The organism is Microlunatus antarcticus, assembly GCF_014193425.1.
Taxonomy (GTDB): Bacteria; Actinomycetota; Actinomycetes; order Propionibacteriales; family Propionibacteriaceae; genus Microlunatus; species Microlunatus antarcticus.
Genome location: NZ_JACHZG010000001.1, coordinates 1234470 through 1259695, shown reverse-complemented (window position 1 = coordinate 1259695; position 25226 = coordinate 1234470). Strand labels below are relative to the sequence as shown.

Sequence of the window (25226 nt, the reverse complement as noted above, 5' to 3'; positions counted from 1 at the left end):
GCCGAGGGTCAGCCGACCGTCTCGATGACCGGGTCGGCGGCGGCGATCGGCTCGCCCTGGCGGCCAGCACGCTCGAGGCGGAGCCAGGAGACGAAGCCGAACACGCAGAAGGCGCCGTAGACGATGTACATGATCGCGGAGGGGTAGTAGCCGGCGACGAGCAGCAGCGGCACGCCGACGACGTCGACCGCCACCCAGACGAGCCAGAACTCCACCCAGCCGCGGGCCATCCCGTACGTGGCGAGGATCGAGCCGGTCAGGATCCAGGCGTCGGCGGGCGCGTTGTAGGAGTGCAGCGCACCGAGGATGAAGTAGAAGGCGACCCAGAGCACGACGGCGCCGACCAGGAGCTGCAAGCGTCCCCGCATCCCGGCCCACCTCGGGGTGACCCCCGCGCCGCCCGAGCCGCCCTGACGGCGGAACTGCGACCAGCGGACCCACCCGTAGACGCTCACGACCACGAAGAACACCTGGCGACCGGCCTGGCCCCAGAGGTCGGACTTGCCGGCCTCGTCGAACGGGCCGCCCAGGGCACCGCCGACGAAGACGGTGAAGAGCAGCACGTTCCCGACGATGCCGACGGGCCAGGCGGAGACGCGACGGCGCATCCCCAGCAGGGCGCTGGCCAGCCCGAAGACGTTCCCGACGATCTCCCGCCAGTAGACGCCGGGTCCCCAGTCGAGCTTGGCTTCCAGCAGCCGGTTCAGCAGGTCCATGTTCGTGCTCCGCTCGGTACGCCGCAGGCGTCCGGGGTGCGCAGGCACGTCCAGGCGCTCGCTCGGCTCCGAGCGGGCGCGCGGACAGGCTGCGGCGTGATCCTCCCATCCGGACTCTCACCGTCGGTCGTGGAGTTTCACCACATCAACCGGACGCGGCCCCGGGTGGGGCTGCGTACGGGTCGCGGACTGTCACCGCCGGCTCGGACTTTCACCGACCCCGGAACACGCGCGAGCTCGTTCAACTCGTCGGGTGAATCCTAAGCGTTCCCGGCAAGCCCCGCGCGCGAAGGCCGAGGCGTGACCCTCAGAGGGCCACGCCGAGCAGGGCGTCGACGGTCTGCGCCACCAGGCTCGGGGCGTACGCGTCGTCGGCGTCGACCGCGAGCGAGGCGTCGGCCCAGGCGTCCACCGCGGCCAGGGCGCGCGGTGCGTCGAGGTCGTCGGCCAGCGCGGCCCGGACCTCGGCGAGGACCCCGTCGGCGTTCAGCCCGCTGTCGAGCCGGACGGCCTCGCGCCAGGCGGCCAGGCGGTCCTGGGCGGCGACCAGCAGGTCGGGCGTCCACATCCAGTCCGAGCGGTAGTGCTGGGAGAGCAGCGCGAGCCGGATCGCCATCGGGTCGACGCCCTCGCGTCGGAGCGCGGAGACGAACACGAGGTTGCCCCGCGACTTGCTCATCTTCTCGCCGTCGAGGCCGACCATGCCGCTGTGCAGGTACGCCCGGGCGAACGTCTCGCCCGTGGTCAGCTGCGCCTCGCCGGCGCACATCTCGTGGTGCGGGAAGACCAGGTCGCTGCCGCCGCCCTGGACGTCGAAGGCCGGGCCGAGCCGGTCGAGCGCGATGGCGGCGCACTCGACGTGCCAGCCGGGCCGTCCGCGGCCGAAGGGCGAGTCCCACGCGGGCTCCCCCGGTCGCTCGAGGCGCCAGACGAGCGCGTCGAGGGGGTCGCGCTTGCCGGGCCGGTCGGGGTCGCCGCCGCGTTCCGCGAACACGGGGCGCGCCTCGTCCGGGCTCAGGTGGGACAACGACAGGAACGTCGGGTCCGCCGTCTGGGCGAAGTAGAGGTCGGGGTGCTCGGGGTCGTCGACGGCGTACACGTTGCCCTCGCGCTGGTGGCGCTCGACCAGCTCGACGATCAGCGGCACCGCCTCGACCGCGCCGACGTAGCTGGCGGGCGCGAGCACGTTCAGCGCCTCCATGTCCTCGCGGAACAGCTCGATCTGGCTGTCGGCGAGCTCGCGCCAGTCGACGCCGTCCCGGTCGGCCCGCTCGATCAGCGGGTCGTCGACGTCGGTGACGTTCTGCACGTAGTTCACGAGGAGACCGGCGTCGCGCCACGCCCGGTTGAGCAGGTCGAACGCCACGTACGTGTTCGCGTGCCCGAGGTGGGTGGCGTCGTACGGGGTGATCCCGCAGACGTACATCCGCGCGGTGCCGTCGGTCGGACCGACCTCGACCAGCCCCTGCGCCTTGGAGTCGTACGCCCGCACCCGCACCGCGACCTTCGGGGCGGGGAGCTCGGGAACGGGACGGGAACGCCAGGCCTGCACCGCAGCACCCTACCGGCGCCAACCGGAGCGAAGCCGCGACCGCGGAGCTATGAGCGTGGTGCGCCTCTGCCGCCTGGAGGAACGGATCGTGAAGCACGCCCAGCCCCAGCACCGCGGGAGCTGCGCTTCACGAGAAGAGACGAAGGCGGCAGATCAAGGCGCACCACGCTCAGAGCGACAGATCAGAACGGCGGCCAGGGGATGGACGGCCACTGGCCCTTCGGGCGCGGGAGGTGGTTGCGGTCGAGCAGGCGGTCGGCGCGACGCGCGAAGACGTCCACCTCCTCGTCGTCCAGCAGCCCCACCAGGACCGCCGGGGCCTCGTCCCGAGCCCGGCGCACCAGCTCGCGCTCGTCCTCGGTCAGCTCGGAGCCGCCCCAGCCCCACAGCAGCGTGCGCAGCTTGTTCTCGACGTTGAAGGTCACGCCGTGGTCGATGCCGAAGAGGTGGCCCTCGCTGGAGAGGATGTGGCCGCCCTTGCGGTCGGCGTTGTTCACGAGCACGTCGAAGACGGCCAGCCGCCGCAGCGCCGGGTCGTCCGCGTGGATGACCGCCACGGCGGTGTCGTCGGCGCCGAGCCCCTCCACGCACCGGAACCAGCCCCGCTTCGGCACCCGCTTGCTGGGCACCAGGTCGACCAGCCGGGCGACGGCGTCGTCCTCGGACTCGACCCAGACCTGCAGCGAGCCGGGCCCGAAGGGACCGTCGATGAACACCGTCACCGGGACGCAGTCGAAGCCCGCCGCGCGCGACACCTCGTACGCCGCCACCTCGCGACGGCCGAGCGTGTCGGTCGGGAAGTCCCACAGCGGTCGCTCGCCCTGCGTCGGCTTGTAGACGCACGTCAGGTCGAGCCCGTCGGTCCGCAGCTGACCCAGGAACGTCGCGTTCGACGCGGTCAGCAGCCGCCCCGTGATCTCGAGCTCCTCGCGGTCGAGGCGGCCGCTGCGCAGCGGCGCGGTGAGCGCAGGGTGCCGCGACCCGTCCGCGTGGACGAGGTCGTGCGCGGCGTCGGTCACGTCAGCGTCTCGGGGGTTCGCGCGGGCTCAGGAGAACAGCGCGCGGCGGTAGCCGTTGGCCCGCGGGCAGATGTGACCGGTCGGCTCGATCGGCTGCAGGCAGAAGGGGCACGGGGGCCGTCCGGCGGCGACGAGCGCCTGCGCGCGGGTCACGAACTCACGGGCGTACGAGGCGGTGATCTTGACCACGAACACCTCGTCGGCCTCGACCTCGGCGTCGAGGCCGGCGGGCGTACCGCCCGTCCCCTCGCCCGGCGTCTCGGTCTCGTCCTGGTCGATGTTGGAGAACAGCTCGATGACGATCCGGTCGATGCTCGGGTCCCACGCGATCGTCATCGTGCCGACGCGGAACTCCTCCGCGATCGGGGCGTCGAGCGGGTCCACGTCCCGCGCCCGCCCGGTGCTGACCGACGAGCCCGAGGTCAGCGTCCCGCGCTTCACGATCTCGTCGAGGACGCGGTCGAGGTGCTCGGCGAGCACCGAGACCTGCTGCTTCTCGCACGCGACGCTGGTGATGCGGTTGCCCTCGCGGGCCTGGAGGAAGAAGGTGCGCTCGCCGGGGGTGCCGACGGTGCCGGCGACGAACCGGTCCGGCGCGTCGTAGCGGTGCACGAGAATCGCCATGGAACCAGCCTAGTGCGCCGCGGAGCGGTGTCCGGGCGTCCGGGCGGAGCCGACCTACGCGTGCCCGCCCGCGCCGAGCCCGCCGCCCACCGCGGCGTCGTCCGCAGAGCTGTCACCCGCGGCGGCGTCGCCCTCGGCGGCCTTCTTCGGGGGCGGCGTCAGCAGCTTGCCCAGGTCGGCGTTCGTCGAGTTGGTGGTGACGACGTACGGGCGGGTGGCGGTGTAGCGGATCACCGAGAGCGAGGCGGGGTCGACCATGATCCGCTGGAAGCTGTCGAGGTGCAGGCCGAGCGCGTCGGCGAGGATCGCCTTGATCGGGTCGCCGTGCGAGACCGCGGCCCAGACCGCGTCGTCGCCGTGCTCGGCCGCGATCTCCGCGTCCCAGCGCCGGATGGTCTGCACGACCCGGGACGACATCTCGGTCATCGACTCCCCGCCCGGGAAGCGGACCGCGGACGGCTGGGTCTGCACCGTCTTCCAGAGGTCCTCCTTGGCCAGGTCGCGGAGCGACTTCCCGGTCCAGTCGCCGTAGCCGCACTCGGTCAGACCCTGCTCGACGGTGAGCCCGAGACCGTCGGTACGGGCCGCGAGCAGCGCCTGGCTGGTCTGCCGGCAGCGCCGCAGCGGCGAGCTGACGAGCGCGCGGAGGGGGACGCCGGCGATCCGCTCGCCGAGGGCGCGGACCTGCTCGCGCCCGAGCTCGTCGAGCTCCACCCCGGAGGAGCGGCCGGCGAGCACGCCGGCGGTGTTGGCGGACGTACGTCCGTGCCGGACGAGCAGGACGGTGGTCACGTCCGTCAGGCTAGTGCGGGCTCGGAAGCACCGCGATCGCGTCGATCGAGACCAGCAGCCCGCGCGGCAGGCGGACGTTCGCCGGGGCGGAGCGCGCGGGCGGAGGGTCGGGCATGTGCCGGGCGTACACGGCGTTGAGGGCGGCGAAGTCGTCGACGTCGGCGTAGAAGATCGTGGTCCTCACCAGGTCGTCCATCGAGGCGCCCGCGGCCCCGAGGACCGCGGCGAGGTTGAGCAGCGCCTGCTCGGTCTGCGCCTCGATCCCGTCGGGGGCCGACCCGGTCGCCGGGTCGATGCCGGCCGTGCCGGAGCAGAACACGAACCCGCCCGCGACGACGGCCTGGCTGTACGGCCCGAGCGCGGCCGGCGCCCGGGAGCTGGTGACGGCTCGTCTGGTCATGGCTGACCGTCCCGCACCGCGGCTCCGGGGTCAAGGGTGCGGGCTCAGTCCCCGGTGACCGCCCGGTAGCGGCCCCGGACGTGGGCCAGCAGCCCGTCCGTCGGCACGTCAAACAGCTCGACGTGCTCCACCGTGGCCCGCACGAGGAGGCCCCAGCCCGCGTGGCCGGGCGGCTCCGCGGTCAGCCGCGCCCCGATCCACCCGGCCGACCCGAGCAGCACCGGACCCCACGCCGACTCCGTCCACTCCCCCAGCCGGAACACCCCGCCCGGGGCGGGCGCCTGGCCGGCGAAGGCGTCCGCCAGCTGGCGCTGGTCCCACCCGAGCAGGTTGACGACCACGGCCGGCTGGGCCTCGGGGTGGGTCAGGAGCTCGCCCAGGTCGCTGTCCTCGTCGACGAGCCCGAGGACCTCGGCCGGCTCGCCCTCGGCGACGAGGAACGACGACACGGTCCAGCCCGCCCGACGCCCCTCGCCGAGGGCCGTCCAGACGCTCACCGGGGACACCATGCGCCCTCGGAACCGGCGCAGGGGGCTGCGGTCGCCCGCGGCCTCGGCGAAGGGGTGCTCGCTGTGGATCGTCATGCCGTCAGTTCTAGCGCCTCGGCGGCCAGGGTCAGCGCGCCCAGCCGGTCGGCGAGCGTCACCCCGTACGGGACCAGCGCGCAGGTCGTCACGCCGGCGGCCGCCAGCCGGGCCAGCCCGTCGGCGACCCGGGAGCGGTCCCCGAGGAGCGACGTGCGGTCGACGAGCGGGTACGGGACCGCGGCCTCGGCGTCGCGCGGACGCCCGGCGAGGTAGAGGTCCTGGATCTCGGCGGCCTCGTTCGCGAAGCCCATCCGGACGGCGAGAGAGAAGTAGAAGTTCTGCTCGCGGCTGCCCATGCCGCCGACGTAGAGGGCGGCGTACGCCCGGACCGGGTCGGCGCAGGCGTGCAGGTCCTCGCCGACCGACAGCGGGACCGTCGCCACGACGTCGAAGCCGTCGAGGTCGAGCCCGGCCCGGGCCCGGCCGGACCCGACGTGACCGAGCTGCTCGGCCGCGAGGTCGGGGTCGAAGAAGACGGCGAGCCAGCCGTCGGCGATCTCACCCGCCAGCTCGAGGTTCCTGGGTCCGACGGCGGCGAGGTAGAGCGGCAGGTGGTCGCGGACCGGTCGCAGCCCCAGCCGCAGCGCCTTGCCCGGCCCGTCGGGCAGCGGCAGCGGGTGGTGCGGGCCGTCGTGGCGGACCGTCTGCCGGCTGAGCGCGAGACGGACGACCTCGACGTACGCCCGGGTGCGGGCCGACGGTTCCGCGAACGGGACCCCGTGCCAGCCCTCGGACACCTGCGGTCCGGACACCCCGAGGCCGAGGGAGAACCGGCCGCCGCTCAGCAGGTCGAGCGTCGCGGCGGTCATCGCCGTCAGGGCCGGCGTGCGTCCGGGGATCTGCATCACGCCCGCGCCGAGGCCGATCGTCGAGGTCTGCCCGGCGAGCCAGGCGAGCACGCTCGGGCTGTCGGACGAGTACGCCTCGGCGGCCCAGACCGACGCGAAGCCGAGCCGTTCCGCGTGCTGCGCGAGCGCGAAGGTCTCGGCCGGGTCGGCCCGGCCGGACAGGTAGCCGAGGTTGAGCGCGAGCCGCATCGTCCGACGGTAGGCCAGCCCGCGGACCGGTCCAGGAGCCGCCGGGCCATAGGGTCGCCTGCGTGGAGTCACGACGCGTCGGCGACAGCGGCCTGGTCGTCTCACGGCTCGGGCTCGGCACGCTCACCTGGGGCCGCGACACCGGCGAGGAGCAGGCCCGTGGCCTGCTCGAGACGTTCTGCGAGGCCGGCGGCACGCTGATCGACACCGCCGCCGCGTACGGGGCCGGCGACGCCGAGCGCCTGGTCGGGCGACTCGTCGACGAGGTCACCCACCGCGACGACGTCGTGATCGCCAGCAAGGCCGGGTTCGTCGTCCGCCGCGGCGAGCGCGTGGTCGACACCTCCCGGCGCGCGCTGCTCCGCGACCTGGACGCCTCCCTGGCCCGCCTCGGCACCGACCACCTCGACCTCTGGCAGGTGCACGCCTGGGGCGACGCACCGCTGGAGGAGTCGCTCAGCGCCGTCGACCAGGCGGTGACGAGCGGGCGGGTCCGCTACGCCGGCGTCTCGAACTTCGTCGGCTGGCAGACCGCGCAGGCCGCGACCTGGCAGCGGGCGGTGCCGGGCCGGAGCCAGCTGGTGAGCGCGCAGGTCGAGTACTCCCTGCTGGCGCGGCGCGCGGAGGTCGAGGTGCTCCCGGCGCTGCACGCGTTCGGGATGGGCTGCTTCCCGTGGTCGCCGCTGGGCCGCGGCGTGCTGACCGGCCAGTACCGCGTGGGCACGCCCCGCGGGTCACGGGCTGCGAGCGAGCACTTCGCCTGGTTCGTCGAGCCCTACCTGGAGCCGCGCAGCCGCGGCGTCGTCGAGGCCGTGAGCCGGGCGGCCGAGGGCCTCGACCTCACCCCGCTGCAGGTCGCCCTCCTGTGGGTCCGTGACGCGCCCGGCGTCACCGCTCCCCTGCTCGGCGCCCGGACGGCGGGTCAGCTCGCACCCGCCCTGGCCACCGAGGGCCTGACGCTGCCCCCGGAGATCAGCTCGGCGCTCGACGACGTCTCCGGTGGGCCGAACGCGCTGCGCTCGCCCCTCGCCGCCCGGAGCTAGCCGCGCACCTCCGGGTCAGCCGCACAGGCCGCAACCTGTGCGGCTGTGCCGCCGGTACGCGGCTGCGTGGAGGCCGCGCGGAAGGACTTCGTGACCGGGGCGAGGGCGTACGACGAGGAAGGTCAGACCGTCAGGCGCGCGCGGATGATCTTGCGGCGCACCCAGACGTCGCGCGTGCCGTCGCGGTAGCGCCGCAGGCGGGTCAGCTCCCAGCCCCCGTGCTCGCACCGTTCCGTGAGCAGCTGGCGGACCGCGCCGCGCGACAGGTCGCGGGGCAGCCGGACCTTCTGGACCTCGTAGTCGACCGGCCGTGCGTCGGCGTAGCTCGTGATCATCGAGACCGAGGGTAATCCGCGACCGGAGCGGCTGCGAGGACTTGTGGGGCGCGTCTCAGCCGTGAGGTCAGGCCTGGTCCAGGAACCGGTCGAGCACGCGTGCCCCGAACTCCAGCGACTCGACGGGTACCCGCTCGTCCACGCCGTGGAACATGCCGACGAAGTCGAGGTCCGGCGGCAGCCGGAGCGGTGCGAAGCCGAAGCAGCGCACGCCCAGCGCGTCCCACGCCTTGGCGTCCGTGCCGCCGCTCATCAGGAACGGCACCGCCTTGGCCCCCGGGTCCTCGGCGGCCAGGCATGACTGCATCGCCTCGACCAGCGCCCCGGAGAACTCCGTCTCCACCGCGGGCTGGACGTTCTCGATCTCGTAGCGGACCTTCTCCCCCAGCAGCTCGGTGATGGTCTCGAAGAAGGCGTCCTGCCCGCCCGGCACGAACCGCCCGTCCACCGACGCGGTCGCCCGGCCGGGGATCACGTTGTGCTTGTAGCCGGCGCGCAGCATCGTCGGGTTGGCCGTGTTGCCCATCGTCGCCCCGACCATGCGCGCGATGCTGCCGAGCTTGGCCAGCGTCGGCTCGACGTCGTTCGTGTCGAGCTCGACGCCGAGCGCCTCCGACACCGCCTCGAGGAACGCCTGCTGCGACGCGGTGATGCGGTTGGGCCACTCGTACGTCCCGATGCGCCCGACCGCGGCGGCGAGCTCGGTCACGGCGTTGTCGTCGTTGCGGAACGACCCGTGCCCGGCGCGTCCGTCGGCGATGAGGTTGAGCCAGGCCAGCCCCTTCTCCGCCGTCTGGACGAGGTAGAGCCGCAGGTCGTCGCGGACGGTGAGCGAGAAGCCGCCCACCTCGCCGATCGCCTCGGTGCAGCCCTCCACGACCTCCGGGTGGTTCTCGACCAGCCAGCGCCCACCGAGCCCGCTGCCGGCCTCCTCGTCCGCGGTGAAGATCAGCCGGATCGGACGCCGGGGCGCGCGGCCCGTCCGGACGCGGTCCCGTACGACGCTCAGCACCATCGCGTCGAAGTCCTTCATGTCGACCGCGCCGCGGCCCCAGACGCAGCCGTCCTGGATCTCCCCGGAGAACGGGTCGACGCTCCAGTCGTCCGCGTTCGCGGGCACGACGTCGAGGTGGCCGTGGACCAGCAGCGGCGGCAGGCTCTCGTCGGTCCCCTCGGGCGACCAGTGCGCGACCAGCGACGTACGGCGCGGCTCCGACTCGTAGAGCTGGCTCTCGATGCCGACCTCGTCCAGCCAGCCGGCCACCCGCTCGGCCGCGTCGCGCTCCCCCGGACCCGGCTCGGAGCCGTAGTTCGTGGTGTCGATGCGGATCAGCTCCCGGCAGAGCTCGACCACCTCGCGGTCCGGGGCTGCGTCCAGACCTTGCACGTTCGTCCTCGTGTCGTCGCTCACGCGCTCATTCTCGTCCGGCCGACCCGACCGACCCGGCGCCAGGGGTGAGAATGAGGCACGTGCGCTTCCCCTCCCGAGCCTGGCTGGTCTGGGGGGTCGGCGTCCTCGCGTACGGGCTGGCGGTGTTCCAGCGCTCCTCGCTGAGCGTCGCGGCGGAGTACGCGACGGCGCGCTTCGCGATCGGGGCGTCCCTGTTCTCGGTCTTCGCGGTCCTGCAGCTGGTCATGTACGCGGTGATGCAGGTGCCCGTGGGGGTGCTCGTCGACCGCATCGGGTCGCGCAAGATGGTCGCCCTCGGCGCGCTCGTCATGGCGGGCGGCCAGGTGCTGATGGCCCTCACGACCTCGCCCGCCGGCGCGATCGTCGCCCGGATGCTCGTCGGCACCGGCGACGCGATGACCTTCGTCAGCGTCCTGCGGCTGATCCCGTCCTGGTTCCCGGCGCGCCGGGTGCCGATCCTCACGCAGGTCACCGGCCTGCTCGGGCAGCTGGGGCAGGTGGCGGCCACCATCCCGCTGGTCCTGGTGCTGCACACGTTCGGGTGGACCCCGGCCTACCTGGGCGCCGCGGCGATCGGGGTGCTCGTGGGCGTCGCCGTGCTCGCCGGGATCCGAGACTCGCCGATCGGGGCGCAGGCCTCGCCGCCGATCACCTGGCGCGAGGCCGTCGGCCAGCTGCGGCTGTCCTTCGCCGAGCCGGGCACGCGCCTCGGTCTGTGGTCGCACTTCACCTCGCAGTTCTCCCAGATGGTCTTCGCCCTGCTCTGGGGCTTCCCGTTCCTCACCATCGGCCTGGGCTACAGCGCGACGCTCGCCGGCTCGCTGCTGACCCTGATGGTGCTCGCCGGGCTGGTCGTGTTGCCGGTCACCGGTCAGCTCACCGCGGCCTACCCGCGCCGCCGCTCCAACCTCGTCCTGACCGTGCTCGTCGCCACCGTCGTGATCTGGACCGTGGTGCTGCTCTGGCCGGGACCGGCACCGCTGCCCGTCGTCGTGATCCTCATGCTCGTGCTGTCGGCCAACGGCCCGGCGTCGGCGGTCGGCTTCGACTTCGCCCGCTCGTTCAACCCGACGCCCCGGCTCGGGGTGGCCTCCGGCATCGTCAACGTCGGCGGCTTCACCGCCTCGCTCACCACGATCCTCGTCATCGGGATCGTGCTCGACGCGCTGGCGCCCGACGGCGCGTACACGCTGCGCGACTTCAAGCTCGGCTTCTGCTTCCAGTACCTGCCCTGGGCCTTCGGCTTCCTCGCCGTGGTCCGGACCCGCCGGCTGACCCGCGCCGGGATGGCGGAGCAGGGCGACGTGATCGACACCCTGCCCCACGCCATCGCCCGGCACTGGCACGACCGCGGGCAGTAATCGCGGGCAGCAGGCGTCCCAGGCGTCCACGGGACCGACCGTGCGTCAGCAGCCCTCCGGGACAGGTATAGTCATCCCTCGGTCCGGAAACGGGCCGCACCGGTCCGGGTGGCGGAATAGGTAGACGCGCTAGCTTGAGGTGCTAGTTCCCTTTACGGGGAATGGGGGTTCAAGTCCCCCCTCGGACACATCTTGTCGAACACACCCTCACAACGACCGCCTGACGCGGGGCCTCCCGCGCCCGGCGTCGTCGAGGGGCCCGCGCCGACGGATCAGCCTGTCGAGCTGGGCACGGGGGTCCGGGCGTACGGACGGCTCCTCCGCCACGGACCGGCATCACGGCCGTTCCTCTTCGCCGCGCTCGCGCGGCTCACCCTGTCGATGACGCCGCTCGGCGTGCTCATCCTCGTCGAGTCCGAGCGCGGGACGTACGCCCTGGCGGGCCTGGTCAGCGGGGTGTACGCCATCGGCGCCGCGCTCGGGACCCCGCTCTGGGGCCGGCTGATGGACCGCTTCGGGCAGCTCCGGGTGCTGCTGCCCACCGCCCTGACCAGCGCGGCGCTGCTCGCCCTCCTCGCCCTGGCCACCACGCGCGGTGCGCCCGACCACCTGCTGCTCGTCATCGCCGCCGGCGTCGGCGTCAGCTATCCGCCCATCGGACCGGCCCTGCGCTCCAGCTTTCGCATCGTCCTGCCCGACCCGGATGCCCGGCGGGTCGCCTTCGCCCTGGACGCCACATCGGTCGAGCTCGCCTTCGTCCTCGGTCCGCTGCTGCTCTCGGTCCTGCTGCTGCCCGGGATCAACGCCCTGCCGCTGCTGGTCACCGCCGGGCTCCTCGCGGTCGGCGGGATCGGCTACTGCCTGACCGGGGTCGCCCGGCGTGCGACCGCCCGGACGCAGCAGGCCGCGGCCGGCCACGACGCGTCGGCGGCGCCCAGCGGCCCGCGGACGGCGCTGACGGCCGCCGGAGTCCCGGTCGTCCTCGCGGTGATGCTCGTCATCAGCATCGGCTTCGGACAGCTCGACACGTCGATGGCCGGCACGGCCGACCTCGCGCTCGGCAGCACCGAGCGCGTCGGCATCCTCTTCGCCGCCATCGCGGGCGGCAGCACCCTCGGGGGACTGGCGTACGGGGCCCGGACGTGGTCGCACAGCGAGCGTCAGGCCGTACCCCGCCTGCTCGCCGTGTTCGCGACCCTGCTGGGCGTGCTCGCCGTGCTGCTGGCGACAGGGACGACGCAGCTCGTCGTCCTCCTGCCGGTGCTGTTCCTGACGGGGCTGACCATCGCGCCGGCCCTGATCATGCAGCAGGCGCTGCTCGACCAGCTCGTGCCGCCCGCCCGGCTGAACGAGGCCCAGTCGTTCCTGTCCGCGTCGAACACGGCCGGGGCCGCGCTCGGCACGGCGATCGCCGGCGTCGTCATCGACGTGGCCGGGCTGTCCTGGTCGTTCGGCGGTGCGGCGCTCGGCGTCGCGGCGGCCGCGATCGTCGCGAGAGTCGCCCACCGCCGTCGCGCCTCCTGACCCCACACTGGTCAGTCGTACGAACCCCCGAGCACCGAAGTGAGTCGACCATGCCTGCCGTTCCCGCCCCGCCGTCCGACGTCCGCCTCCGCGGCCGCCTGGGGGCCGAGTTCCTCGGCACCTTCGGCCTGGTCTTCGGGGGTTGCGGCAGCGCCGTGCTCGCGGCCAAGTTCCTCACCGAGGACGGTGTGCAGCTCGGCATCGGCTTCGCGGGCGTCGCGCTCGCCTTCGGCCTGACCGTGCTCACCGGGGCCTTCGCCTTCGGCCACGTCTCGGGCGGTCACTTCAACCCCGCGGTGACCGTCGGCCTCGCGGTCGCGCGTCGCTTCGGCTGGCGCGAGGTGCCGCACTACGTCGTCACGCAGGTCGTGGCCGCCACCGCGGCCGGCGGCGTCCTGTGGATCATCGCCACCGGCGGCCCCACGACCGCGGGCGAGCTCCGCGCGTCGGGCTTCGCCACCAACGGCTACGGCGCCCACTCCCCCGGCGGCTACGGGCTCGGCGCGGCCCTGCTGACCGAGATCGTCATGACGGCGGCGTTCCTCTACGTGATCCTCGGTGCCACCGACGACCGGACGAACAAGGCCTTCGCGCCGATCGCCATCGGGCTCGCGCTGACCCTGATCCACCTGATCAGCATCCCGGTCACGAACACGTCGGTGAACCCGGCCCGCTCGCTCGGCGTGGCCTGGTACGTCGGCGGCGCGGCCCTCGGCCAGGTCTGGCTCTTCGTCCTCGCCCCGCTGGTCGGTGCCGCCCTCGCCGGCGCGACGTACGCCCGCGTCACGGGGGCAGACCGCGGGGCCCCGTCCGTCGAGATCGCCGACGACGACGAGGAGCCGGCGCAGCGCGCCCCGCGGCGGGGCTGAGCCCGCGCGGACCCGCCCGGGTCCTCGACCCTTCCCCACGGGGAAGGTCGAGGATGACGGCGTGACCTCCCGGATGACGATCGGCGACTTCGCCCGGGCGACGCGGCTCAGCGCCAAGGCGCTCCGCTTCTACCACCGGGCCGGGGTGCTCGAGCCCGCCGCGGTGGACCCCGTCAACGGCTACCGCCTGTACGAGCCCGACCAGATCGTCGACGCGCAGGTCGTCCGGCAGCTGCGCGCGCTCTCGGTCCCGGTCGAGACGGTCCGCGAGATCCTCTCGGCGCCCGCCGTCGAGACCCGTCACCGGCTGATCTCGGCGCACCTCGTCCGGCTCGAGTCCGAGCTGGCCGCCACGCGGGCCGCCGTCAGCGCGCTCCGAGGTCTCCTGACCGACCCGCCGACCCACCTCGAGGTGGAGCACCGGAGCGTCCCGGCGACGCCGGCCCTGGTGGTCCGCCAGTCGATCCGGCTGGACGACCTCGGCGCCTGGTACGTCGGCGCGTCCGCGGAGCTCGAGGCGGCCCGGGCCCACCTGGGCCAGGAGGCGGCGGGGCCGCTCGGCGGGATCTGGGACACGGGGCTGTTCCTCGACGAGCGCGGCGAGGCCGCCCTGTTCGCACCGCTGACGACGCTGGACCACCGCCCGACGCCGACGGGACGCGTCCGGACCGAGCTGCTGCCCGCCGTCGACCTCGCCGTCGCGGTCCACCGCGGGCCGGACGAGACGATGGCGCAGACGTACGGCGCGCTGGGCGCGTACGTCGCGGAGCACGAGCTGGGGGTCGAGGGGCCGGTGCGGGAGACGTACCTCGAGACCTGCACCCCGGGCTCGCCGGACGTGGTCACCGAGGTCGGCTGGCCCATCTTCCGCACGACGCGCTGACCGCCACGGGACCCGTGTCTTGACCTTCCCCCCACGGGAAGGTCGACGTTGGGGTCATGAACCCGGACCGACCCGCCCTCGCCCCCGCCGTCACGACGTACTTCGCGCTGATGGAGGGCCCGGACAAGCTCCGGGTGATCGACGTCTTCACCCCCGACGCCGTCGTGGTCGACGACGGGCGGACCTACCGCGGGCGTGACGCCGTCCGCACCTGGCTGACGGGCGCGGCGAGCGAGTTCACGACCACGTCGACGCGGTTGTCGGCCGAGCAGGCCGGTACGACGGCGACGGTCGTCGTCCTCCTGGAGGGCGACTTCCCGGGCGGGCGCGTCGAGCTGACGCACACGTTCGAGCTGGGGCCGGACGGGCTGGTGCGTGCGCTGAGCATCAGCGCCTGAGCATCAAAGCCTGAGCATCAGCGCCGGGCCGCGCTACCGGGTCGGGAGCCAGACGGTCGCGCGGATCATCTGGTGGTCCGAGGGGATGGTGCCGACGATCTTCCCCTTCTTGTCCAGCCTCGCCACCGTCTCCCACTCGCTGACGCGCATCTCGGTCGTGAGGATGTAGTCGATGTAGCTGCCCAGGCCCCAGCTCTTGTGGTTCGGGGCCTTGCGCGCCCAGTCGCCGTTCGAGCTGTTCAGGTAGGTGCGGATCTTGTGCTCGACGGTCGCACCCTTCGGCTTGTGCGTCTTGTACTTCCCGCCGAGCGGGTCGACGAAGCCGGCCTTGACGTAGACGTCGTACGGGCCGTTGCTGGGCTTCTCGAAGCGCGTCGAGTTCCAGTCGCCCACGGCGATCATGGGGAGGCCATCGGGGTTGTGCGCCCGGAGCTCGGCGAGCGCGACCTCCGCCTGCTTGTTCTTGACCTTGTAGTCCTTGTCGGTCCCCACCGTGTGCAGGTTGGAGAACAGGAACCGCTGGCCCGTGCTCCGCTGGCGCAGCTCGGCCCACGCCATGTAGTTGTCGCCCTTGCCCTTCGGCACCGGCAGCAGCTTCGACCCCTGGGCGACGACCTCGATGCGGGCGGCGTCGTAGAGGATCCGCTGGCCCTCGGAGGCGCCCTTGTCCGCGTAGGTGCAGCGGTTGGGCGACGTGTCCTTGACACAGTTGTAGCGGGTGCCGTTGGTGATCGCCCAGGTCCCGCCGAGCCGGGCGAGGAGGTCGTCGTACTGGTTGATCTTCTTCGGCTCGGACTCCTCGTCGTGGAGCAGGCCCTGGGTCGCCTCCTGGACCGCGAGCACGTCGAGGTCCTGGCCCAGGATCGTGTCGACCACCGCACCGCGGCGGTCCTCCCAGCGCTTCTCGTTCTTGCGTCCTTCGTAGGAGTTGGCGTTGCGGATGTTGTACGAGGCCACCCGCAGCGGCGCGGAGACCGGTGTCGCGACGGTCGCCACCGGGGCGGCCTGCGCCGCGGGGCTGAGGACGGACCCCGCCGGCACGCTCACGGGCAGCACCAGGGCGGCGAGCGCCGCGGCACCGGCTAGCCAGACGCGCGACGAGCACGTAGGACGGGGCCGGCGCGCGAGGAGGCCGCGCTCAGGCCGGGAGGTGGGGGTCATCGGGCTCCTTCGAGGACCGGACCGCCGTGAGGCGGCCCGTGCCGGCAGCCGTGTCCCCGCGCACCGCGACGGCGCGTCGACCGCCGTCTGCCCGTGACCTCGCTCGGGAAGCCCTCGCCGTTACCAAGAATCGGGTCGGTCGCCCTCAGGTCGGGTCCGGGCACACTGGACGTCCGGCCCGGCCCGCGGGCGGACCTGGAGGGAAGACCCGTGACCTACCCCGTGCCGTACGGGCCGCCGCCCGTGCTCGCGCAGCGTGACCCGATGCCCGTCGAGCCCGTCGCCTACCCCCAGATGCTGCGGACGCCGCGCGCGACGTGGGGGCGCGGGGTGCTGATGATCGTCTGCTTCGTGCTGTCGTACCTGCTCGTCAGCACGGTGCTGCAGGGCGCCGCGATCGGGTTCGACGTCTACCGCGGCGCCACGTCGCTGGATGACGTGCTGGCCATGCGGCTGGACCTCACACCCGCGCTGCTCCTGTCGGTCAACCTGTCGAACGTCGCCGCCATCCCGCTGAGCATGGTCCTGCAGCGCGCGTTCTTCGGCCAGCGCGGTCGGTGGCTCAGCTCGGTGACGGGACGGTTCCGCTGGGGCGTGCTGGCGCGCGGCGCGCTCGTCGCCCTCCCGTTCTGGGCGGCGTACCTCGTGATCACGCTGGTCTTCGCGCCCGAGTCGGTGAAGGTCCCGAGCGGCACCTACGTCGCCCTGCTCGTGATCGTCGTGCTGACCACGCCCTTCCAGGCGGCCGGCGAGGAGTACGGGGCCCGTGGCCTCATCACCCGCGGCGCCGGCTCGTGGTGCGCGTCGCCCCGGCTCGCGCTCCTCGTCGGCACGGTGCTGTCGGGCGCGGTCTTCACCCTGGCCCACGGGGCGGGCGACCCCTGGCTGATCGCCTTCTACTTCTTCTTCGCCGTGGTCCTGTCGCTGATCACCTGGCGCACCGGCGGGCTGGAGGTGGCGGTGCTGCTGCACGCGGCCAACAACCTCGTCGCCTTCGGCAGCCTGGTCCTGCTGCAGCAGGACACTGCATCGGTCTTCGACCGCGGCGCCGGCAGCGCGGGCCCCGCGGTCCTGCTGCCGGGGGTGATCCTGCTGCTCAGCGCAGGCGCGCTCTGGCTGTGGGCGTCCCGTGCGGGCCTGCAGCGCACGTACGTGCCCGAGCACGCAGCACCTGCGGCACTCGACCCCGCCTCGACGTACGTCGGTCCCTGGGACCAGGCGGTCCGCTGAGTCGTATCCTGAGGATCTGCCGTGAGAGGCGAAGAGCCCGGCCAGCCGAGGCTGGACGGGCTCTTCTGACCGCTCCTCCGCCCGTGGGCTGGGGTCACGCGGGGACGCACCTCAGCCCGGGATGAGGGGAGAGGGAGGAGGAACGGCGGTCAGTAGGCCCCGCGGCGGGCGGCCACCGTGGTCACGGTGCGGGCCAGGATGGAGACGTCGAGCATGGTGCTCCAGTTCTCGGCGTAGAAGACGTCGAGCTTGACGCGCTGGTCGTAGCCGACGTCGCTGCGCCCGGAGACCTGCCACAGGCCGGTGATGCCCGGCTTGAGCGCGAGGAAGCTGCGCTGGTGCGCGCCATAGCGCTCGAGCTCCATGGGCGTGATCGGTCGCGGACCGACGAGCGACAGGTGACCCAGCAGCGAGTTGAAGAGCTGCGGGATCTCGTCGAGGCTCGTCCGGCGCAGGAACTTGCCCAGGTTGGAGACCCGGGGGTCGTCGGCGACCTTCTGCTCGTGGGCGAACTCCGCCACCAGGTCCTCGCGGCCCATGGCGATGAAGGCCTCCTCGGCCGTCTTGTACGGACGGTCGGCACCGGTCGAGTACTCCCAGAGCATCGAGCGGAACTTGTACACGCCGATGGAGCGACCACCGCGGCCGAGACGCCGCTGCTTGTAGAGCACCGGACCAGCCGGGTCGGTGATCTTGACCAGCGCGGCCACGGTCAGGAACAGCGGAGCGAGGAGGACGAGACCGACCAGAGATCCGAGGACGTCGATGACCCGCTTCGTCACGGTCGCCCAGCCGTCGAGCGAGGTGAGACGCACCTCCATGACCGGGATGCCGTCGACGGTCGCCATGGTGGAGCTGGCGGCAAAGACCCCGAAGAGGTCGGGCACGAACCGGTAGCCCATGCCCCGGTCGTTGGCCAGCGCCATGAGACGGGTGGCTTCCTCCTTGGTCATCGTCGTGTCGGTCTGCACGATCTCGTCGATGCGGACGCGGTGCGAGTCCAGCGCGCGCTCGACCGTCGCGTAGACCGGACGATCACCGAGGAACACGCCACCGGCCTCGTCCTTCGATACAGCGGCAACGATGGAGTGCCCACGCCCGGAGCGCGTCAGAGTGGCGGCCACCCGCTCCGCCACGGGTCCGGTCCCGACCACGATGACGTTGTGCAGCGCACGACCCTGAGCGTGGGCCCGGCGGAGCGCCGCCCGCACCGCGGCCCGGCCGCCCATCACCAGCACGGTGCCGATGACGAAGGCGTACACAGGGACGGCCCGCCCCGGGAACAGCGGCAGGCCCAGGTAGAAGTAGTCGGCGAGGATGAGCGCCGCGACGCCGACGCCGATGCCGCCCATCACCCTCGACAGCTCGGTGAGGCGCCCCCAGCTCTGCCGGGTCGAGTACAGGCCAGAGGCGGCGAAAATCAGGGCCCAAGCCGGCGCGGCGACGCACACCACGGACGTGTACTGACCGAACGAGGCGAACTCCGCCCAAGGGTGCTTGGGCGTCGACACCCGCAAGACGTAGGCCGCGATGCAGGCGACGAAGAGTGCGAAGACGTCGACGACGACAGAGACTGCCGTGAAAGCCATCTGGCGCTGGGTGCGCGTGAGCGCGGACGATTCAGACATGGTTCCCCCCCGAGAACAACTACAAAAAGCAGACGCGTGACATCAGCGTCGACGTCTTAGAAGTCCTGCCCCCAGGACTGAGACGAGCCTATGTCGGTGCTCCCGGATCCGCTGGCGTCGTCGGGCAATTTCGCCAGACTTGCTTGAGATGTCAATCACACGAGAATCTCGTGCGCTGCACCAATCCGTTCTGCTGACAACGATTTCCCTGACGGGTGAACGCCAACTATTGGCGCCGAGGCGCCCTGAAGCAGAGAAATAGCTTCACCTGGTCGACCCGGCCGAACCTTCCCGTGCGGCCGGGCAGGTCGGTAGGGCCTTTCTGCTTCTCTTGGTATTCTCTTGGGTGTGTGGCCGCCTCGGGGCGGCCGGGGACGCACGTGACCGATCGGGTGTCGGGTGTCGGAGAGAACGCGCCTTGCTGAGCGCCTGCGGACGAAGCCGACTTGGCGCGACGGGGACCTGGTGTGGCTGGGTCTGCTGCTGTCGGTGGTGTCGGCCGTCCTGATGATCGCCCTCGTGTGGTGGCTCGTCACCTGAGCGTGCGCTCCGCGTCCGACCGCCCTAGCGGAAGTCGCGTGAGCGGTAGCTCTGCGGGATCACCGCGGTTGCGGCCGGGAAGAGCCCGCTGAGCGCCTCGAGCTTGTCGGCGACCAGGTTCGTCACCCCCTCGGAGTGCTCGATGGTGCCGCGCACCAGCATCGCGTTGGTCCGTCGGCCCACCCGGACGAAGCGTTGCCACATCGGGCGCGAGCAGACCACGTTGAGCATGCCGGTCTCGTCCTCCAGGTTGAGGAACGTGACCCCGCCGGCCGTCGAGGGCCGTTGCCGGTGGGTGACCAGCCCGGCCACCCGTACCCGGGTGCGGTCGTGCTGGGCCCCCAGCGCGCTGATCGGGACGATCTCGTGGCCGTCGAGCACCGGACGCAGGTGCCCGATCGGGTGGTCGTCCGGGCTGATCTGCGTCGCCCACAGGTCGGCGAGGGTCAGCTCGGCCGCGCTCATCCCCGGCAGCTCCGGCGGTGCAGCGTCCACCGCCGTGCCCGGCAGGGTGTCCGCGCTGTCGGCGTACCCCGCGTTCCACAGCGCCTGGCGCCGGGAGAGCCCGAAGGAGTCGAACGCCCCCGCGGTGGCGAGCGCCTCGGTCTGGGCCACGGTCAGGCCCGTCCGCCGGACGACGTCGTTGATGCTGGTGTACGGCCCCTCGGCCCGGGCGTCGACGATGCGCTGGGCCTGGGCCTTGCCGATCCCCTGCACCTCGCTCAGCCCCAGCCGGACCGCGAAGCGCCCGTCTCGGCGGTGGGTGTGGGTCAGGTCGGGGGCGCTCACGAGCCAGGGACCGACCGGCGCCTGGTCACGTTCCAGGCAGGACGCCATCCCGGTCGCGAGGCTGTGCTTCTCGCCTGCGGCCTTCCCCTCGCTCACGCCCTCGTCGCCGAGCTCGCCGTCCAGCAGCTCCAGGCCGGCGTCGACGTCGGAGGCGACGATGTCGGGGCGGCGGACCTCGACGCCGTGGCGCCGGCCGTCGGCGACCAGCGACTGCGAGGAGTAGAAGCCCATCGGCTGGGCGCGCAGCAGCCCGGCGAGGAACGCCCCGGGGTAGTGCAGCTTGAGCCAGGAGGAGGCGTAGACCAGCAGCGCGAAGCTGATCGAGTGGCTCTCGGCGAAGCCGAAGTTGGCGAACGCCTTGATCCGGGCGTAGATGTCGTCGGCCAGGTCGCCGAGGATGCCGTGCGAGGCCATCCCCTCGTACAGCGTCGTGCGCAGCCGCTCGATCTTCTCGATCCCGCGCTTGGAGCCCATCGCCCGGCGCAGCAGGTCGGCGTCGTCACCGGTGCAGCCGCCCACGGTCATGGCGATCTGCATCAGCTGCTCCTGGAAGAGCGGGATGCCCTTGGTGCGCTCGAGCACCGGCTTCAGCGCCGGGTGCAGATAGGTGATCTCCTCCTTGCCGGTGGCGCGCCGGATGTAGGGGTGCACGGCCCCGCCCTGGATCGGGCCCGGCCGGATCAGGCCGATCTCGACCACGAGGTCGTAGAAGCGGCGCGGCTGGAGGCGCGGCAGGGTGCCGATCTGGGCACGGCTCTCGACCTGGAACACCCCGATCGAGTCGGCGCGGCAGAGCATGTCGTACACGCCCTGCTCCTCCTTGGGGATCGAGTCGAGGTCGAGGCGCTCGCCGACCCGGTCGGCCGCGAGGTCGAGGGTGTACTGGATCGCGGCGAGGATGCCCAGCCCGAGGAAGTCGAACTTGACCAGCCCCATCCAGGCGCAGGAGTCCTTGTCCCACTGCAGGACGGTGCGCTGGTCCATCCGGCCGCGCTCGATCGGGACGACCTCCCCCACCGGTCGCTCGGTGAGCACCATGCCGCCGGAGTGGATGCCGAGGTGGCGCGGTGCGCGCAGCAGCTGCTCGGACAGGTCGACCACGGCGGTGGGGATGTCGTGGTCGTGCTCCTCGTGGTGGCCGTTGACTGACACCGTGCCCCAGGAGTCGATCTGCTTGGACCACGCGTCCTGCTGCCCGGTGGAGTAGCCGAGGGCCTTGGCCATGTCGCGTACCGCCGACTTGGGGCGGTAGCTGATGACGTTGGCGACCTGCGCCGCGTTGTGCCGGCCGTAGCGGCGGTAGACCTCCTGGATCACCTCCTCGCGCCGGTCGGAGTCGAAGTCCACGTCGATGTCGGGCTCCTCGTCCCGGTTGACCGAGAGGAACCGCTCGAACGGCAGGTCGTAGAGGATCGGGTCGACCGCGGTGATCATCAAGACGTAGCAGACGACCGAGTTGGCCGCCGAGCCCCGGCCCTGGCAGAGGATGCCCTGCTCGCGGGCGAAGGCGACCATGTCGCGGACGATGAGGAAGTACCCCGGGAAGTCCTTCTCCTCGATGACCGCGAGCTCGCGCTCCAGGCGCTGGCGGGCGACCGCGTGCCGCTCGGGCGGGTAGCGCTCCTCCAGGCCCTGGCGGCACAGCTCCCGCAGCCACGTGGCCGGGCTGTGGCCGGGCGGGACCTGCTGCTTGGGCAGCCGCGGCTTGGCCTGCTGCAGGTTGAAGGCGCACTCGGTCGCCAGCCGGACCGACGTGGGGACAGCACCCGGGAAGCGGGCGAAGCGCTGCGCCATCTCGTGGCCCGAGCGCAGGTGCGCGCCGGGCGGCGGCAGCCAGCCGTCCATCTCGGTCAGGCTGCGACGGGCCCGGACCGCCGCCATCGCGGCGGCCAGGCGACGTTCCTCGGGGGTCGCGAAGTGCACGTTCTGCGTGGCGACCAGCGGCAGGTGCTGCTCGGCGGCGAGAGCCGCGAGCACGTCGTGGGTCGTCGAGTCGGTGGGCAGGCCGGCGTCGCTGATCTCCACCGCCACGTGGTCACGGCCGAAGAGCCCGACCAGGTCGTCCAGCGCCCGCGCCGCGGCGGCGGTGCCCACCCGGGTCGGCCGACCGGCCTCGCTGTGCCGGGTGAGCGCGGCGCGCAACGGACCCTTTCGACAGCCGGTGAGCACCAGCCAGTGACCCTCCGAGCGCTGCGCCAGCTCGTCGAGGTCGTAGACGGGGCGGCCCTTCTCGTCGCCGCGCAGCTGGGCGTCGGTGATGGCGGCGGACAGGCGGTGGTAGCCCTCGACCCCGCGGGCCAGCACCAGCAGGTGCTCCCCCTCCGGGTCGGCGACCCCGTTCTGCGGCACGGTCAGGCCCAGCGACAGCTCCGCGCCGTAGACGGTGGGCAGGTCGTACGCCTTGGCCGCCTCGGCGAACCGCGCGGCGGCGTAGAAGCCGTCGTGGTCGGTGAGGGCCAGGCCCGCCAGCCGCAGCCGGGCGGCCTCCTCGATCAGCGACTCGGGGTCGCTCGCGCCGTCGAGAAAGCTGAAGTCGCTGTGCACGTGCAGCTCGGCGTAGGGGACGTACGGCTCGTCGGGCGAGCCCGGCCGCCCCTCCGGCACGCGGTAGGCCGGCCGCTTGTGCGAGTACCCCGGCGCGCTGTCGTCGCCCGGGTGGTCCAGGCTCGGCCGACGCTCCGGCGGGGCCGGCTCCGCCTCCGGCGCCGCCCGACGCCCGGACAGCGCCCGCTCGAGCTCGCCCCACGACTGCGGCGGGTTGCTCCACCCCATCTAGCGGCCCACCGCTCGCGGCCAGACCGTCGGGGTCGGGGTCAGGATCGGGATCGGTGTCGCCCTACTCATAGCGCGCCTCGACCCACCACTGGCCGCCCTCGACCATCAGCAGCCACGCGGAGCCGTCGACCGCGACGACCTGGAAGCGGGCGACCGCGCGGGCGACCTCCGGGTCCCACCAGAGCTCGTCGATCGGCCAGGGACCGGCCCAGGCGTCGACGACCAGGTCGGCGGACCAGTCCGCGGCCCACCGTGCCCCGGCGGGCTGGTCCGAGGAGGGCCGGACCCGCACCCGGACGGGCTCGGCGGAGACGGCACCGCGGCCGGTGAGCCGGACGGGCATCCCCTCCGCGGACAGGACCGTGGCGGGGACCGGCTGGGCCAGCACCCGCGCCGGGGCCGGCGGCGGGATGCTGCCCGGCCAGGGCAGGCCAGCCGGACGCCGGTCGCCGGCGCGCTCGCCCCAGGGGGTGAGCGCCTGCCGGTCGCGCGGGCTGCGACCGCCCTGCAGCGAGGGGACGAGCACCTGCTCGGGGCCGAGCATCCCCTGCAGCCGGGCCACCCCGCGCACGATCCGCTCGTCCGGCGCGGTGCCCCACAGCCCCTCGCCGTGGTCGGCCAGCGACTCGACCGCCTCCGGGATCAGCCGCACCGTCTCCACCGGCTCGGGCGCTGGGTCGCCCTGGAGCTGCCAGTAGAGCCGGTCGACGAGGTCGGCCGCGCTGAACCAGCGGGGGTGCGCCCACACCCGGGAGCCGAGCCAGCCGCGCTCGCCGCTGACCTCGATACGCACCTCGCCGCAGACCAGCCCGTGACGGGACAGCTCGGCGACGAACGCCTCCGCCGTACGGCGGGTGCTGAAGGCGATCGGCTCGATGGTCTCCAGGCCGGGCGAGAAGGTCACCTGCGCGTCGAGCTCGCGGGGCGGCCGCCGGGCCACCGCCGGGCGCGCGTCCGCGCCCCGGGCCAGCCGGTGCAGCCAGGCACCCGAGGCGCCGAAGCGGGTGGCGACGTCCCGCACCGGCAACGCCGCCAGGTCACCTAGGGTCCGCAGCCCGAGCCGGCGGAACAGGCTCACCTGCTCGAGGTCGTCGAGGACCGCGACGGGCAGCCGGGACAGGAAGCGCCGGGAGCCGCCCACCTCCACGACGACGCTGTCCTGCGGCGCGGCCTGCTTGGCCGCCTGCTCCGCGGTGAACATGCCGTCGGCGATCCCGGTGCGGCAGTCCCACACCCCGGTGGCGACGAGGTGCTCGGCGACGACCGCCGCGGCCTCGGTCTCCCCGCCGTAGAAGCGGCGCGGCACCGCGAGGGCGCAGAGACCCGGCCGGATCGGGGTCACCGTGGCGCTGACGTGCTCGATCGCGGACAGCACCGCCTCGAACGCCCGGACGTCGCGCTCGGGGCTGTGGTCGGTCAGCACGAGCTCCGGGCAGCGGGCGGTGGCGTCGCGGCGCCGCATTCCCCGGCGCACCCCGTCGCGACGGGCCTCCTCGGAGCAGGCGAAGACCTCGCCGCCCTCGATCACCGCCACCGGGTCGGTGACGGCCAGCCCGAGCTCGGCGGCCGCCGCCACGACCGGCCAGTCGGGGCACCAGACCACCATCACCCGGGGCGCACCGCCCCGGTCCTCATCGGTCCGGTCGGCGCCGGTCGGGTCGGCGCCCGCCCGGTCGGGCACGAGCAGCGCGCTCACCAGGAACCTCCGACGGCCGCCGCCGTACGCCCGTCGACCGGCTGGGGGGACGACGTGCGCACGGGCTCCGCCCCGCCGCGACCGGGCAGGTCGAGGCCGAACGTCTGCCGCGGCGACCCCGTACGACCCACCTCCACGACCATCCGACGGCCCGAGAGGTGGCCGTGGCCCCGGCCCAGGCCGGACCACACCGACTCGCGCACCCGGAACCTCGCCTGGCAGCGGGGCCACTCGCCCCAGCACACCAGCGCCGCGTCCTTGGTCCGCAGCCGTGCCCGGAGCCGCTCGGCCGGGTACTCGCCCACGGCGACCGACGGTCGCACCAGCACCACGGAGGCGACGTCGACCAGCGCCGCGACGACGCTCATCCAGTGCTCCCCGGGGTGCGGGACGACGATCGTGCGCTCGAGGTCGACCCCCAGCGCAGCCGCCGCCTCGTAGCCCAGGTCGGGCGCCCCCACGACGCCGACCCACTCCCCCGCCGCCGAGGGTCCGGCCAGGAGGGCGAGGGCCAGCCCGGCGCTGTCGGTGGCGTACGCCGCCCCGGTCGCCAGGTCGAGGTCGGGGGTCAGCCCGGGGAGCCGCCGGCCGCTGGCGCCACCCTGCATGCGGTGCACCCGCTGCCGCAGCTCGTCGAGGGTGCTCGCGCTCGTCGAGCCCCGCCCGCTGGGGAGACCGCGGACCGGCAGGTCGGGGACCTCGTCGAGGACGGCTGCGACTGACACCGGTCTATATTCGAACACGTGTTCGAGATCGTCAAGCGGGTCCCTCGGACTGGCCTCGACCCGAGGTCGAGGCCCGGCGCCCCACCAGGACCGGGCTCCCGCACGTCACGACGTGGTGTCGGAGTGCCCGG

Annotated in this window: 23 protein-coding genes, 1 tRNA gene and 1 riboswitch; of the genes, 9 read left to right on the top strand and 15 right to left on the bottom strand. The window is 73.2% G+C overall.

The window, feature by feature from the left end:
* Positions 1-8: 8 nt before the first annotated feature.
* From pnuC to FHX39_RS05760, 8 genes are all read right to left on the bottom strand, one after another.
* On the bottom strand, positions 9-716 hold the full coding sequence (gene pnuC, locus FHX39_RS05795; protein ID WP_183340993.1) for a nicotinamide riboside transporter PnuC: 708 nt from the start codon (positions 714-716) through the stop codon (positions 9-11).
* Between the two features lie 93 nt (positions 717-809).
* Positions 810-948: riboswitch (FMN riboswitch) on the bottom strand.
* A gap of 75 nt (positions 949-1023) precedes the next feature.
* The gene (gene mshC, locus FHX39_RS05790) at positions 1024-2268 is read right to left on the bottom strand and encodes a cysteine--1-D-myo-inosityl 2-amino-2-deoxy-alpha-D-glucopyranoside ligase (RefSeq protein WP_183337196.1); all 1245 of its coding nucleotides are present in this window, start codon (positions 2266-2268) and stop codon (positions 1024-1026) included.
* 182 nt (positions 2269-2450) lie between these two features.
* On the bottom strand, positions 2451-3287 hold the full coding sequence (locus tag FHX39_RS05785) for an SCO1664 family protein (RefSeq protein WP_332836688.1): 837 nt from the start codon (positions 3285-3287) through the stop codon (positions 2451-2453).
* A gap of 27 nt (positions 3288-3314) precedes the next feature.
* A complete protein-coding gene (locus FHX39_RS05780; protein WP_183337195.1) occupies positions 3315-3911 on the bottom strand; it encodes a DUF3090 family protein in 597 nt (198 codons plus the stop codon).
* Positions 3912-3965: 54 nt separating this feature from the next.
* Complete coding sequence (locus FHX39_RS05775; protein WP_332836687.1) at positions 3966-4703, bottom strand: histidine phosphatase family protein; 738 nt, start codon at positions 4701-4703, stop codon at positions 3966-3968.
* A 10-nt stretch (positions 4704-4713) separates the two neighbouring features.
* Positions 4714-5103 (bottom strand): RidA family protein, encoded by a 390-nt coding sequence (locus tag FHX39_RS05770; protein WP_183337194.1) that lies wholly within the window; start codon positions 5101-5103, stop codon positions 4714-4716.
* A gap of 44 nt (positions 5104-5147) precedes the next feature.
* Positions 5148-5687 carry a flavin reductase family protein gene (locus FHX39_RS05765; RefSeq protein WP_183337193.1) on the bottom strand — a complete coding sequence of 180 codons (540 nt, stop codon included), beginning with the start codon at positions 5685-5687 and terminating at the stop codon, positions 5148-5150.
* Positions 5684-6727 carry an LLM class F420-dependent oxidoreductase gene (locus FHX39_RS05760; protein WP_183337192.1) on the bottom strand — a complete coding sequence of 348 codons (1044 nt, stop codon included), beginning with the start codon at positions 6725-6727 and terminating at the stop codon, positions 5684-5686. Before FHX39_RS05760 ends, FHX39_RS05765 begins: the two co-directional genes overlap by 4 nt.
* Before the next feature lie 62 nt (positions 6728-6789).
* Here FHX39_RS05760 and FHX39_RS05755 point away from each other — a divergent pair, with 62 nt between their 5' ends.
* Complete coding sequence (locus FHX39_RS05755) at positions 6790-7770, top strand: aldo/keto reductase (protein ID WP_183337191.1); 981 nt, start codon at positions 6790-6792, stop codon at positions 7768-7770.
* A gap of 122 nt (positions 7771-7892) precedes the next feature.
* On the opposite strand, the gene FHX39_RS05750 is transcribed toward FHX39_RS05755, so the two are convergent.
* Both FHX39_RS05750 and FHX39_RS05745 read right to left on the bottom strand, forming a co-directional pair.
* Positions 7893-8105: a DUF5703 family protein gene (locus FHX39_RS05750; protein WP_183337190.1), complete on the bottom strand. Its 213-nt coding sequence runs from the start codon at positions 8103-8105 to the stop codon at positions 7893-7895.
* Between the two features lie 67 nt (positions 8106-8172).
* Positions 8173-9516 (bottom strand): M20/M25/M40 family metallo-hydrolase, encoded by a 1344-nt coding sequence (locus FHX39_RS05745; RefSeq protein ID WP_332836686.1) that lies wholly within the window; start codon positions 9514-9516, stop codon positions 8173-8175.
* A gap of 59 nt (positions 9517-9575) precedes the next feature.
* Between FHX39_RS05745 and FHX39_RS05740 the strand changes: the two genes are divergently transcribed.
* From FHX39_RS05740 to FHX39_RS05715, 6 genes are all read left to right on the top strand, one after another.
* A complete protein-coding gene (locus FHX39_RS05740; protein WP_198423272.1) occupies positions 9576-10877 on the top strand; it encodes an MFS transporter in 1302 nt (433 codons plus the stop codon).
* Positions 10878-10979: 102 nt separating this feature from the next.
* Positions 10980-11065: transfer RNA gene (locus FHX39_RS05735), tRNA-Leu, on the top strand.
* Between the two features lie 4 nt (positions 11066-11069).
* Positions 11070-12401 carry an MFS transporter gene (locus FHX39_RS05730; protein ID WP_332836685.1) on the top strand — a complete coding sequence of 444 codons (1332 nt, stop codon included), beginning with the start codon at positions 11070-11072 and terminating at the stop codon, positions 12399-12401.
* Positions 12402-12451: 50 nt separating this feature from the next.
* Complete coding sequence (gene aqpZ / locus FHX39_RS05725; protein WP_183337187.1) at positions 12452-13270, top strand: aquaporin Z; 819 nt, start codon at positions 12452-12454, stop codon at positions 13268-13270.
* A gap of 61 nt (positions 13271-13331) precedes the next feature.
* Positions 13332-14153 carry a MerR family transcriptional regulator gene (locus FHX39_RS05720; protein WP_198423271.1) on the top strand — a complete coding sequence of 274 codons (822 nt, stop codon included), beginning with the start codon at positions 13332-13334 and terminating at the stop codon, positions 14151-14153.
* A 56-nt stretch (positions 14154-14209) separates the two neighbouring features.
* Positions 14210-14551, top strand: coding sequence for a nuclear transport factor 2 family protein (locus FHX39_RS05715; protein WP_183337186.1), 342 nt, complete (start codon positions 14210-14212; stop codon positions 14549-14551).
* A gap of 33 nt (positions 14552-14584) precedes the next feature.
* Here the strand turns inward: FHX39_RS05715 and FHX39_RS05710 are convergent, their stop codons facing one another.
* On the bottom strand, positions 14585-15712 hold the full coding sequence (locus FHX39_RS05710) for an endonuclease/exonuclease/phosphatase family protein (RefSeq protein ID WP_183337185.1): 1128 nt from the start codon (positions 15710-15712) through the stop codon (positions 14585-14587).
* A gap of 210 nt (positions 15713-15922) precedes the next feature.
* Here FHX39_RS05710 and FHX39_RS05705 point away from each other — a divergent pair, with 210 nt between their 5' ends.
* Positions 15923-16942, top strand: coding sequence for a CPBP family intramembrane glutamic endopeptidase (locus FHX39_RS05705; protein ID WP_183337184.1), 1020 nt, complete (start codon positions 15923-15925; stop codon positions 16940-16942).
* A 149-nt stretch (positions 16943-17091) separates the two neighbouring features.
* On the opposite strand, the gene FHX39_RS05700 is transcribed toward FHX39_RS05705, so the two are convergent.
* Positions 17092-18531, bottom strand: coding sequence for a sugar transferase (locus FHX39_RS05700; protein WP_183337183.1), 1440 nt, complete (start codon positions 18529-18531; stop codon positions 17092-17094).
* A gap of 438 nt (positions 18532-18969) precedes the next feature.
* On the opposite strand from FHX39_RS05700, the gene FHX39_RS05695 reads away from it, so the two are divergent.
* Entirely contained in the window at positions 18970-19110 is a 141-nt protein-coding gene (locus FHX39_RS05695; RefSeq protein WP_183337182.1) for a hypothetical protein, read from the top strand.
* 24 nt (positions 19111-19134) lie between these two features.
* Here FHX39_RS05695 and FHX39_RS05690 read toward each other — a convergent pair whose 3' ends face one another.
* The 3 genes from FHX39_RS05690 to FHX39_RS05680 form a co-directional block, all read right to left on the bottom strand.
* Positions 19135-22671, bottom strand: coding sequence for an error-prone DNA polymerase (locus FHX39_RS05690; protein ID WP_183337181.1), 3537 nt, complete (start codon positions 22669-22671; stop codon positions 19135-19137).
* A 64-nt stretch (positions 22672-22735) separates the two neighbouring features.
* A complete protein-coding gene (locus FHX39_RS05685; RefSeq protein WP_332836684.1) occupies positions 22736-24370 on the bottom strand; it encodes a Y-family DNA polymerase in 1635 nt (544 codons plus the stop codon).
* A complete protein-coding gene (locus FHX39_RS05680; RefSeq protein ID WP_332836683.1) occupies positions 24367-25095 on the bottom strand; it encodes a hypothetical protein in 729 nt (242 codons plus the stop codon). The genes FHX39_RS05685 and FHX39_RS05680 overlap by 4 nt, the downstream gene beginning before the upstream one ends.
* Positions 25096-25226 lie beyond the last annotated feature (131 nt).